10 protein-coding genes are annotated in these 11,428 nt (G+C 63.6%); 9 read left to right on the top strand and 1 reads right to left on the bottom strand.

Annotation, left to right across the window (positions count from 1 at the left end; translation table 11 throughout):
* Positions 1-121: 121 nt before the first annotated feature.
* From gltX to XI05_RS24220, 9 genes are all read left to right on the top strand, one after another.
* Positions 122-1,549 carry a glutamate--tRNA ligase gene (gene gltX / locus XI05_RS24260; RefSeq protein WP_271506486.1) on the top strand — a complete coding sequence of 476 codons (1,428 nt, stop codon included), beginning with the start codon at positions 122-124 and terminating at the stop codon, positions 1,547-1,549.
* Between the two features lie 144 nt (positions 1,550-1,693).
* The gene (gltA, locus tag XI05_RS24255; protein WP_172783593.1) at positions 1,694-2,995 is read left to right on the top strand and encodes a citrate synthase; all 1,302 of its coding nucleotides are present in this window, start codon (positions 1,694-1,696) and stop codon (positions 2,993-2,995) included.
* Between the two features lie 271 nt (positions 2,996-3,266).
* Positions 3,267-4,445 (top strand): ROK family transcriptional regulator, encoded by a 1,179-nt coding sequence (locus tag XI05_RS24250; RefSeq protein ID WP_271506900.1) that lies wholly within the window; start codon positions 3,267-3,269, stop codon positions 4,443-4,445.
* An 83-nt stretch (positions 4,446-4,528) separates the two neighbouring features.
* Complete coding sequence (locus XI05_RS24245) at positions 4,529-5,815, top strand: ABC transporter substrate-binding protein (protein ID WP_271506484.1); 1,287 nt, start codon at positions 4,529-4,531, stop codon at positions 5,813-5,815.
* A gap of 50 nt (positions 5,816-5,865) precedes the next feature.
* On the top strand, positions 5,866-6,741 hold the full coding sequence (locus tag XI05_RS24240) for a carbohydrate ABC transporter permease (RefSeq protein WP_271506898.1): 876 nt from the start codon (positions 5,866-5,868) through the stop codon (positions 6,739-6,741).
* A complete protein-coding gene (locus XI05_RS24235) occupies positions 6,734-7,591 on the top strand; it encodes a carbohydrate ABC transporter permease (protein ID WP_271506482.1) in 858 nt (285 codons plus the stop codon). The genes XI05_RS24240 and XI05_RS24235 overlap by 8 nt, the downstream gene beginning before the upstream one ends.
* A 10-nt stretch (positions 7,592-7,601) precedes the next feature.
* The gene (locus tag XI05_RS24230) at positions 7,602-8,711 is read left to right on the top strand and encodes an ABC transporter ATP-binding protein (RefSeq protein WP_271506480.1); all 1,110 of its coding nucleotides are present in this window, start codon (positions 7,602-7,604) and stop codon (positions 8,709-8,711) included.
* Positions 8,708-9,475 carry an SDR family NAD(P)-dependent oxidoreductase gene (locus XI05_RS24225; protein WP_271506478.1) on the top strand — a complete coding sequence of 256 codons (768 nt, stop codon included), beginning with the start codon at positions 8,708-8,710 and terminating at the stop codon, positions 9,473-9,475. Before XI05_RS24230 ends, XI05_RS24225 begins: the two co-directional genes overlap by 4 nt.
* Positions 9,476-9,684: 209 nt before the next feature.
* Positions 9,685-10,002, top strand: a complete 318-nt coding sequence (locus XI05_RS24220; RefSeq protein ID WP_172782858.1) for a hypothetical protein — start codon at positions 9,685-9,687, stop codon at positions 10,000-10,002.
* Between the two features lie 218 nt (positions 10,003-10,220).
* Here the strand turns inward: XI05_RS24220 and XI05_RS24215 are convergent, their stop codons facing one another.
* Positions 10,221-11,222 carry an ABC transporter substrate-binding protein gene (locus XI05_RS24215; RefSeq protein WP_271506476.1) on the bottom strand — a complete coding sequence of 334 codons (1,002 nt, stop codon included), beginning with the start codon at positions 11,220-11,222 and terminating at the stop codon, positions 10,221-10,223.
* Between the last annotated feature and the right edge of the window lie 206 nt (positions 11,223-11,428).

Genomic DNA, 11,428 nt, shown 5'->3' with positions numbered 1-11,428 from the left:
TGCCAAATTCGCGTGGCCGCGCCAAGAGCTTAAGCAAGGCCTGTCAGGTCCGCCGCCGCCCTTTAGTTATGTCCCGTTCCTGCTATACACCACCGCCTCCAATGCATAGGCCCTGCCAAGAATGTCCGATTCCGTCGTCACGCGCTTCGCTCCCTCGCCGACCGGCTTCCTCCATATCGGGGGCGCCCGCACGGCGCTGTTCAACTGGCTCTTTGCCAAGAAGCACGGCGGCAAGATGCTGCTGCGGATCGAGGACACCGACCGCGAACGCTCCACGGAGGCGGCAATCGGCGCCATTCTCGACGGGCTGAAGTGGCTAGAGCTCGGCTGGGACGGCGAGGTCATCTACCAGTTCGCCCGCGCCGCCCGGCACCGCGAGGTCGCCGAGCAGCTGCTGGCCGACGGCAAGGCCTACCGCTGCTACGCCACCGCCGAGGAGCTCGCCGCCATGCGCGAGAAGGCGCGCAGCGAGGGGCGCACCCGCCTCTATGACGGCATGTGGCGCGACCGCGACCCCGCGGCGGCTCCGAGCGACGTCAAGCCCACCATCCGCCTGCGCGCGCCGCAGACCGGCGAGACCGTGATCGAGGATCAGGTCCAGGGCCGCGTGGTCTGGCAGAACGAGAACCTCGACGACCTCGTCCTGCTGCGCGGCGACGGCAACCCGACCTACATGCTTGCCGTGGTGGTCGACGACCACGACATGGGCGTCACCCATGTGATCCGTGGCGACGACCACCTGATCAACGCCGCCCGGCAGAAGCAGATCTACGATGCGATGGGCTGGGCGCTGCCGAGCATGTCCCACATCCCCCTGATCCACGGCCCGGACGGCTCGAAACTGTCCAAGCGGCACGGCGCGCTCGGCGTCGATGCCTACCGCGCCATGGGCTACCTGCCGGCTGCGCTTCGCAACTACCTCGTCCGGCTCGGCTGGAGCCACGGCGACCAGGAGATTTTCTCGACCGAGGAGATGATCGAAGCGTTCGATCTCGCCAGCGTCGGCCGCGCCGCCGCCCGCTTCGATTTCGCCAAGCTGGAAAACCTCAACGGCCACTACATCCGCCACGCCGACGATCAATCGCTCGTGAGGATGTTCGAGGACGTGCTCGACCACATCGTGCCGAGCCGCGACGAGATTAAGGCCAAATTAAACGACACCACGCGCGCGCAGCTGCTCAAGGCCATGCCGGCCCTCAAGGAGCGTGCCAAGACGTTGATCGAGCTGATCGACGGCGCCCATTTCATCTTCGCCGACCGGCCGCTGGCGCTCGATCCCAAGGCGGAGGCGCTGCTGACGCCCGAGAACCGCAAGCTGATCGGCCAACTTCATTCCGCGCTGGAGAAAGTCGAGACGTGGAGCGGCGCCACCACCGAGGCCGCGCTACGCGCCTTTGCGGAGGAAAATAGTCTCAAGCTCGGCGCGGTCGCCCAGCCGCTCAGGGCGGCGCTCACCGGACGGACGACGTCGCCCGGCATATTTGAGGTTTTGGACGTGCTGGGCCGCCAGGAAAGCCTCGCCCGGCTCAAGGATCAGGCTACGACGTAAGTCGACCATGCGTGCGGCGATCTTGCAGCGCACATAGCAATAATATACCCATCTCCCCCACATTCTGGAACATCCGGCCTGCCCCCATGGTCGCCCTGGGGGCCTCCGGCTCCGGCCCGTTTCACCACACATCGGGGACCTCTGATGGACGCAAAACCAAGCCCAAAGACCGCGACGCTGACGGTCGGAAACAACAATTTCGATCTCCCGATCCTCAGCGGCAGCGTCGGGCCTGACGTCATCGATATTGGCAAGCTTTACGGCCAGTCCGGCCTGTTCACCTACGATCCGGGCTTCACCTCGACCGCGAGCTGCCAGTCCAAGATCACCTATATCGACGGCGACGCGGGCGTGCTGGAATACCGCGGCTACCCGATCGAGCAGCTCGCCGAGCACGGCGACTTCCTGGAGACCTGCTACCTCCTGCTCTACGGGAACCTGCCGACCGCCGCGCAGAAAAAGGATTTCGACTACCGCGTGACCCATCACACGATGGTGCACGAGCAGATGGCCCGTTTCTTCCAGGGCTTCCGCCGCGATGCCCATCCGATGGCGATCATGGTTGCGGCCGTCGGCGCCCTCGCCGCCTTCTATCACGACTCCACCGACATCAATGATCCGAAGCAGCGCATGATCGCCTCCATGCGCATGATCGCGAAGATCCCGACGCTGGCTGCGATGGCCTACAAGTACACCGTCGGCCAACCCTTCGTTTATCCGAAGAACTCGCTCGGCTTTGCCGAGAACTTCCTGAACATGTGCTTCGCGGTGCCCTGCGAAGACTACAAGGTCAGCCCGGTGCTCGCGGATGCGCTGGAGAAGATCTTCATCCTGCACGCCGACCACGAGCAGAACGCCTCGACCTCGACGGTGCGCATCGCCGGCTCCTCGGGCGCCAACCCGTTCGCCTGCATCGCGGCCGGCATCGCCTGCCTCTGGGGCCCGGCCCATGGCGGCGCCAACGAGGCCGCGCTGAACATGCTCTATCAGATTGGCACGGTCGACAAGATCCCCGAGTTCATCGCCAAGGTGAAGGACAAGAACTCCGAAGTCCGCCTGATGGGCTTCGGCCACCGGGTCTACAAGAACTACGATCCGCGCGCCAAGATCATGCAGAAGATGTGTCATGCCGTGCTCAAGGAGACCGGCCATGGCGACGATCCGATGCTGAAGGTGGCGATGGAGCTCGAGAAGATCGCGCTCAGCGACCAGTACTTCATCGACCGCAAGCTCTACCCGAACGTCGACTTCTATTCGGGCATCACGCTGAAGGCGATGGGCTTCCCGGTCTCGATGTTCACCGTGCTGTTCGCGGTCGCCCGCACCGTCGGCTGGATCAGCCAGTGGAGCGAGATGATCGAGGATCCCCAGCAGAAGATCGGCCGCCCGCGGCAGCTCTACACCGGCGTCGCCAAGCGCGATTACGTTCCGATCGACAAGCGGTAACGTCAGGCCATCACGCCTTTTCGAAACGGCGCCATCGCAGGATGGCGCCGTTTTTTTCGTTTGCGAGACAGCCTTGTAGGGTGGGCAAAGCGCAGCGTGCCCACCACCTCTCGCGACTGATAGGAAGTCGTGGGCACGCCTCGCTTTGCCCCCCCTACGAAACCGGTTGCTGCCGCGCACAACAACAAGTCGGATCATCGCGCCAGCCAGCGCTTGACAGCCGAAACGCTTCGCGCGCAAATTCTTACACTAAGTAAGAATGACGACAGGGATGGAAATGCCGGAGCAGCCGAGAAGTCGGCGGCAGACGCGCGCTGCCATTTTGACTCATCTGCTTCAGTCGGGCGGCTCGTTTCGTCCGCCACTGGCGAAGGCCGTGCGCCTGTCGGAAGCGAGCCTGTCGCGCATCCTGCTTGACTTGAAGGCCGAAGGCCTGATCGAGGAAGTGCGGCACCCCGCCCCTTACGTTGGGGGCCCGACCGGCCTCGTGTCGCTCGACGGCGCGGTGGTGCTGGCAGCCTTCGAGCTGACGGCTCAGCGGCTCAGCGTCGGCGTCGGCGGCCTGTCGGGCGAGCTACACTACACCGAGCGTGTGCCGCTGCCGAAGACGCCGAATGTCGAGACCGTCGGCCGGGCGTTTCGCGAAGCGATGACGTTGTTGCGCGACTGGACGCGGCGGCGCCGGATCAGTCTCTCCCAGATCGGCGTCTCGATTCCCGGCCTCGGCCGTCTCAGCATATCGGCCAATCCGATCATTCCCTGCGACGTCGTTCGCATCAGCGACATGTTCGGCGAGATGTTCGCGGGCGTGCCGCTCGAATTCACCAATTCGGTCGTCGCCCATGCCACCTTTCACCGCTGCCACACGGAAAACTATCCATTCAACGACACGCATCTGTTCGTGCTCGTCAGCCACGGCGTCGCCGGCGCCTGGATGGATGATCCGGCCGAGGCCGATGCCCTGCAGCCGATCGAGCTCGGCCACATGGTGTTCGAACCTGAGGGACCGCGCTGCCGCTGCGGACATCACGGCTGCGTCGAGGCCTATGCGTCGATTCCCGCACTGGCCGAGCTTCTCGGCGTCTCCGAAGCCGAGCTGCTCCAGCTCGGCAACGAATGGGTCAACACGGTCCCGATCTCATCGCGCGTGCGGCAGGAGTTGCGGCGGCGGCTGTTCCGGCTCGGCCTTGCGATCGGCAACACGCTGAACGTCAAGCCGTGCGGCGGGGTTGCGATCAGCGGCTGGCCGTCGCTTCTCTCGGAAGAGGATCGGAAAGCCGTGATCGACGGGATCGACGCCTGCCTGCTCGGCGGACGCAAATTGGCGCAGGTCTCGCTCGCCTTCGTGCCGCCGTCGACCGGCAACGATCCGCAGGCTGCGCTCGCCTTCGCCGCGTTTTGCCTGGCGAGATCTGGCGGCATGCCGTCCGCATCGACGGAGGCCGCCTGAATGACTTAAGCCGCGTGCGGCTCGCGCACGCCAACAACAGCGCCAAAAATGGCGTAAGCAACTTCACACCGGGAGGAACTGCCATGCCGATCACAACAACAAGGCGTCGTCTGCTCGCGGGATCTGCTGCCGCGCTCGCATTTCCGCACCTTGCCCGCGCGCAAGGTGCGGCCAAGCCGCGACTGACCGCAATCTCGCAATGGTCCGCGGGCAGCGATGGGGCGGCCATCACGGCGCTCGGCAAGAAATTCGAGGAGAAGGGCGGCGTTTGGCACCACTCGCCCGTCCCAGGCTTCACCACGGACATGATGAACAAGTTGCGTGCGCAGATCATTGCCGGCGATCCGCCGGCCTGTTCGCAACTCAAGGGCCCCGAGATCGCGGCCTGGTCGAAGATCGCGCCGACCGTCGACCTCGACGCCGTGGTCGCGGCTGCCGGCTACGAGAAGGTCGTTGCGCCGGACCTTGCAAAGCTGCACAAGCCGACCGGCAAGTGGATTGCACTGCCGCTACAGATCTACAGCACAAACATGCTGTTTCTCTCCAAGCGCGGAATGGATAAGGCCAAGGCCGACAAGATCCCGGTCACCTGGGCTGACTTCAATGACCTTGCCGAGAAAATGAAGTCGGCCGGAATGGCCTACCCCATCGCCAACGGCGGCACCCGCGCCGACGACGGGCAGAAATTCGAGGCGTCCCTGGCCGGCATCAGCCCGACGGCATACCGCGCCGCCTGCATGAATCTCGACAAGAAGGCGCTGGAGGGCCCTGAGATGAAGGCAGCCTTCGCGCAGGCGCGCAAGATCTCCAACTGGTGTGATCCCAATGTCGGCGTCCAGCCCTATGCCACCAATTTGAAGCGCTTCGTCGACGGCGACATGGGCATGCTGATCATGGGCGGCTGGGCCCAGGGCGTATTGAAGAACGCCGGCTTCAAGTTTGACGACTACGTCATCACCCCCGGCCCCAGTGACAACGGCAAGCCTGTCTTCCTGTTGAATGCCGATGCCTTCATCTTCTGGCAGCGCAAGGAGGCCGATCTCCAGGCCGGCCAGATGTTGATGGCCCAGCTCGTGATGGATCCGGCGATCCAGACCATGTATTCGCAAATCACGGGATCGATCCCCGTGCGTACCGATGTCGACCTGTCCGGCGAGGGCTGGTCGGATGGTCAACGGACAACCGCGGCCGCATTGAAGAATGCCATGGGCAACAATCAGGCCGTCCTGAGCCTCGCGCACAACATGGCCCAGGAAAACGGCCTGACCGCGGCGATGATCGACGTCATCACTGAATATGTGAAGAACAAGACGATCAAGCCGGAGGAGGCCGTCAGCCGCCTCGCCGACGCCGTCGAGGGCGCACGTTGACCGAATTCGTCTCGACAGCAACACGGCCGGGCCGGGCGGCGACCCCGGAGATGGTGCGCCGGCTGCCCGAATTTCTGATGATCTGGGTGCCGCTGCTGTTATCCGCAGCGCACCTCATCTCGTTTTCGATCTGGACCATCTGGATTTCGTTCACGCCCTCCACCCTTGTTCCCGTTACGGGCTGGGTCGGTTTGCGCAACTACAATTCGGTCCTGGCGTCGCGAAATTGGCAGATTGCCTTCGACAATCTGCTGCTGTTCGGCAGTGCTTTCGTGCTGCTGAGCCTGGTGACCGGCCTCCTGCTCGCGATCCTGCTCGATCAGCGCATTCGCGGCGAGAACGTGCTGCGATCCATCTTCCTTTATCCCATGGCCGTGTCGTTCGTCGTCACAGGCACGGTCTGGAGCTGGCTGCTCAATCCCGGCATCGGGATCGAGAAGCTCGTCCATGATCTCGGCTGGATGGCCTTCAAGTTCGATTGGCTGGTCAACCGCGACATGGCGATCTGGACCATTGTCATCGCCGCGATCTGGCAATCCTCGGGCTTTGCCATGGCCCTCTTCCTGGCCGGCCTCCGCTCCGTCGATTCCGAGATTCTCAAGGCGGCACAGATCGACGGTGCCGGGCCAATCCGAACCTATTGGCGCGTCATTCTGCCGACGCTTTGGCCGATCACCGTCACGGTCATCGTTGTCCAGTTGCAGTTTGCGATCTCGGCCTTCGACCTCGTCCGCGCCCTCACCAATGGCGGGCCGGGAATCGCGACCCAGCTGCCGGCGCTTGTTGTCTATGATTTGATGTTCCAACGCAGCCAGCTCGGCCGGGGCGCGGCGGCGGCGGTGCTGATGCTGCTCATTCTGCTCGCGGTGCTGCTCCCCTATGCGGCGTGGCGCTATGTCCGGCAACGGCGGGCGGACCATGCGTGACCGAAGCTTCGCTCCAAGCCGGGCTCTGATCTATCTGATCGTGACCTTGTTCGCGGCTGCCTACCTGGCACCGTTGGTCGTCGTCATTCTGAACTCGCTCCGGACCAATGAGGAGATCGCGCAGAGCTCGATGATCGGCTGGCCGCAACACTGGGCGTTTGGCAATTATGCCCTGGCCTGGAGCGGCTTTTGCGTCGCCGAGACCTGCGCCGGCATCCGGCCGTACATGATGAACTCCGCGCTGGTCACGATTCCGGCGACGATCATCTCGACCCTGCTCGGCGCTATTGCAGGGTACGCCGTGTCTCTCTGGCGCTTTCGTGGCGATAACTGGATCTACGGCATCGTCACCCTCGGCCTCTTCCTGCCGCAGCAGATGCGCCTCTTGCCCTGGACCATCGTGTTGCGGGACATCGGGCTGATCAACACGCTGACGGGCCTGGTGCTGATCCACACCATCCAGGGGCTGTCCTTCACGGTGCTGTTCTGCCGCAATTACTATATCGCCATTCCGCACGAGCTGATCCGGGCCGCACGCATCGATGGCGCCGGCTTCTTCCGCATCTTCTGGCGCATCATCCTGCCGCTCTCGGCACCCATCCTGATCGTCACCGTGATCTGGCAGTTCACCCATATCTGGAACGAATTCCTCTATGGCGTGACCTTCACGACCGGCCAGCAGCAGCCCGTGACGGCCGCGCTCATCGCACTGTCTACCCCAGTCGCAGATATCCCCAAGCAAGGTGTGCAGAGCGCCGCGGTGATCATCGCAGCCCTGCCGACTTTGCTGATCTACCTCTTCGGCGGCAAGTACTTCGTCCGCGGCCTGACTGCCGGGGCCGTGAAATGATGGAGTTGTCATGGCAGCACTGAGCATTCGCGCCCTGTCCAAGCGTTACGCCAATCTGGAAGTGCTGAAGGACATCGCGCTCGACATCGAGAGCGGCGAGTTCACCGTGCTGGTTGGCCCGTCCGGCTGCGGCAAGTCCACCCTGCTCAACATCGTCGCCGGGCTCGACCGCCCGAGCGCGGGGACGATCGAGATCGGCGGGCGCGTCGTCAACGATGTCGCGCCGAAAGATCGCGACATCGCCATGGTGTTCCAGTCCTACGCGCTCTATCCCTCGATGACGGTGCGCCAGAACATCACCTTCGGGATGGAATGCCGTCACGTTCCCAAGGCCGAGCAGGACGCTGCGGTCGCGAATGTCGCAAAACTGCTCCAGATCGAGCCGCTGCTCGGCCGCAAGCCCTCGCAATTGTCCGGCGGCCAGCGCCAGCGCGTGGCGATGGGGCGCGCACTGGTGCGCAATCCCCTGCTCTTCCTGTTCGACGAGCCACTCTCCAATCTCGACGCCAAGCTGCGCGTCGAGATGCGGATGGAGATCAAGCGGCTGCACCAGCGCATCGGCGCCACCATCGTCTATGTCACCCACGACCAGATCGAGGCGATGACGATGGCGACGCGGATCGCCGTGATGCATCAGGGCAGCGTGCAGCAATTCGCCGATCCCGACACCGTGTACCGCTACCCCGCCAATCTGTTCGTCGCGCGCTTCATGGGCTCGCCGCCGATGAACACCATGCCGGCCCGGCTGGAGGCCGAAAATGACGGGCCGGTCGTCGTGATCGGCGCGGGGCGGCCGGACGAGCTTCGTCTGCGCCTGACGGGATATGACGCCGCAGCCCCCTTTGTCGGACGCAAGGTGGTGTTCGGAATCAGGCCGGAATGCATTGCCGAGGGCAGCCGCACGTTTTCCAGCGAAGCGCCAGTCCTCGTCGAGGCGCCGGTGGAGCTGGTCGAGCCGACAGGTGCCGAGACCATGGTGTTGCTGCGGCTCGGGGGCGAGCCCGCGATGGCGCGGGTCTCGCCGGATATCCGCCCCGCGCCCGGCACGTCCGCCGCCTTCGCGCTCGACACCCGCCGCATTTGCCTGTTCGACCCCGAGACGGAGCGCCTGATCGCATGACGAAGACGACCTATTCAAGCCTTGCCGGCCGCGTGGTGTTGATCACCGGGGGCGCCAGCGGCATCGGCGCCGCCTTCGTTCGCACCTTTGCGGCCCAGGGCGCCCGGATCGCCTTCTTCGACATCGATAGGGACGCGGGCGAAGCCCTGGTGCGGGAGATAGCGGCCTCGTCCGGGACTGCGCCGCTGTTCGTGACCTGCGATCTCCTCGACATCGATTCCCTGCGCAGCGCGATGGCGGAGGCGCACCGTTCGCTTGGCGACGCCGCCGTTCTCGTCAACAACGCCGCCAACGATCAGCGCCAGGTTCTCGCCGACGTGACGCCGGCCGAGTTCGACTGGATGATCGGCGTCAATCTCAAGCACGTCTTCTTCGCAGCGCAAGCTGTGGTGCCGCAGATGCAGGCGCGCGGCGGCGGCTCGATCATCAACATGTCGTCGATCGCCTGGATGCGCGGCGCGCCGGCGCTGCCGGTCTATGCCGCGGCGAAAGCGGCGATCGTCGGCATCACGAACTCGCTGGCGCGGTCGGTCGGTCCCGACCGCATTCGGGTCAACGCGATCGCGCCGGGCATGGTGATCACCGAACGCCAGCGCCGGCTGTGGTATCCGGACGATCTGGTCATCGCCGAGATCCGCTCGCGCCAGGCCGTTCCGGATGCGGTGACGCCCGAGGACATCGCCAACATGGCGCTATTCCTCGCCTCCGACGAAAGCCAGCGCATCACCAGCCAGTGTTTTCGGGTCGACGGCGGACTTGCCTAGGGCGTGTGCTCATAAAAATCGCTTCGGGTCCGCATTGCTGTCCGAGTGAGACGTCAAACAACACGTCAATGCATGCCGCTGGGCCAATCGGCGCCTTGAGCGCAGCCCACCAGACCGCAAGATGTGATTTTCGACAATGCGGTTGGAGAGCTAGGAAACCTTGGGGAGTTCGCGCGTTTAGGGGCCGGAGCAAGCGATGGAGGAGAACCATGCGAACAGCAATTCTCGCATTGATTGTAGTTGCCGGGAGCGCAATTGCCTTCCAAGCAACGGCCCAACAGCAAAAGGCTGCACCCAGTGAGCAAACCAAGGAGGAGATGAACCGCGATGTAGACCAAGGGCTCAAGGCTGGCCAGCCCAACGAGCAGATGCAGCGCGATGCCGACAAAGGGATCAAGACCCGCAACTCCGGAGAGTCCGGATACGTTGCCGATCAAGACAAGCCGGCCGCTTCTGCGCACCCTCCGGGCCGACCGGGAAGTGAGCAGACCACGGGTTCGGGTGGCCAGACCAGCACTCCGAAATAGAATTAGAATACCTGGTGATGGCGAGTGGCGGCCGGAAATGGCCATCTCACAATTCGCATTCGGGTCCTGGACTTAGCGTGTCGATCGGCCGCCGACCAAATCGCCTTACGGGTCACCAGCGGCGGTCCGCCGCTCGACTCGTCAGGTCCGGTTCTCCCCAGGGGAGCGGCCCCTTTCCACTGCTCAAGGCAGTTCGGGTGGGGCCATCAATAGCAAAATTATTCGATCACCTCGTCGGCGCGGGCAAGCAGCGCCGGGGGAAGGGTCATGGCGAATGCCTTTGCCGTCTTCAGATTGATGAGGAGTTCAAATCTGGTCGCCTGATAAATCGGAATGTCACCCGGTTTGGCACCTTTCAGGACTTTGTGCACGTCATCGGCCAAGTGCCTGAACAGCTCCGAGAGATCGAGAGCGTAGCCCATCAGTACGCCGGCTTCGACGTAATCGCGGTACGGACATATCGTCGGCAGGCGTTTTTTCATGGCGAGCTCGGCGATGAGCTGGCGGTTGGCGTAAAGATCGCCCTCTCCGCTCACCAGCACGGCATCCGGCCGTTGCTCCGAGATCGCATCGAAGACACGCTCAATCTCCGACGGTTTCCCCTCCTGCGGGAAGACAAAAGTAAGTGAGATTCCCAGACGCGCGGAGGCATTTCGCAAGACTTGGCCGACAGACCCTTCCCATCCGCCGCGCATCCCCAGAAATACGGCCTTCTGCATCGAAGGAATGGCTTCTTTCAAGAACTCCAGCCGTTTGCCCCAGATCTCGATGCCGGCATCAAGCGTGATGCCGGTGAGGTTGCCGCCGGGCCGCTGCAGATTGGTCACCAGCCCCGCCTGCAGCGGGTCCAGCATGAAAGCAACAATCGGTATCGTACTGGTCGCCGCCTTGAACATGGTTACGACGGGATTCGTTCCGGTGACGATGACATGCGGATTGCGAGTCACGATTTCACGGACCACGTCGGCATAACGGTCGTGGCGCCCCTCGGCCCAGTAGCGCTCGATGATCAGACTTTGTCCTTCTACGTAACCCAAACGGCGCAACTCACCGAAGAAGGCACGCCATGCGCTGCCCCCGCCCGTTTCAGTCAGAAGCGTCGGGGGGATTGCCGGATGGAACATCGCCAGCAGCGGCGGTCTCGCCGCTTGCTGCGCGCGCGCCGCCAGCGGCGAGACCGCCGCGCCGCACAGCAGAGTAATGAGCTCGCGTCGCCTCACTGCCATGCCTCCGCACGCTGACCAAAATGATAGCACAACTCAACAAGGCGGGAGACTGCTGCGCTGCGGAATTCCGGCCCCAGCTTAGGCCTGGACTGGTTACAAGCGCCCTTCGGCGAGCGCGGTCCCGCGTCATGTCGCTATAGAGAGGGCCTGTATACGGGAGTATAGTCGCCAAAGGCATATTCTTGATCGATCTTGGACGA

The sequence above is a fragment of the Bradyrhizobium sp. CCBAU 11357 genome, from assembly GCF_028128865.1.
In the GTDB taxonomy this organism is placed as follows: Bacteria; Pseudomonadota; Alphaproteobacteria; order Rhizobiales; family Xanthobacteraceae; genus Bradyrhizobium.
Note: the sequence above shows the minus strand (reverse complement) of the source record. Positions and strands in the feature narration are given on the sequence as shown.

Coding starts and splice junctions, on each gene's coding strand:
- XI05_RS24230 (WP_271506480.1), top strand. CDS start 7,602: ATGGCAGCACTGAGCATTCGCGCCCTGTCCAAGCGTTACGCCAATCTG.
- XI05_RS24235 (WP_271506482.1), top strand. CDS start 6,734: ATGCGTGACCGAAGCTTCGCTCCAAGCCGGGCTCTGATCTATCTGATC.
- XI05_RS24240 (WP_271506898.1), top strand. CDS start 5,866: ATGGTGCGCCGGCTGCCCGAATTTCTGATGATCTGGGTGCCGCTGCTG.
- XI05_RS24245 (WP_271506484.1), top strand. CDS start 4,529: ATGCCGATCACAACAACAAGGCGTCGTCTGCTCGCGGGATCTGCTGCC.
- XI05_RS24250 (WP_271506900.1), top strand. CDS start 3,267: ATGGAAATGCCGGAGCAGCCGAGAAGTCGGCGGCAGACGCGCGCTGCC.
- gltA (WP_172783593.1), top strand. CDS start 1,694: ATGGACGCAAAACCAAGCCCAAAGACCGCGACGCTGACGGTCGGAAAC.
- XI05_RS24225 (WP_271506478.1), top strand. CDS start 8,708: ATGACGAAGACGACCTATTCAAGCCTTGCCGGCCGCGTGGTGTTGATC.
- gltX (WP_271506486.1), top strand. CDS start 122: ATGTCCGATTCCGTCGTCACGCGCTTCGCTCCCTCGCCGACCGGCTTC.
- XI05_RS24220 (WP_172782858.1), top strand. CDS start 9,685: ATGCGAACAGCAATTCTCGCATTGATTGTAGTTGCCGGGAGCGCAATT.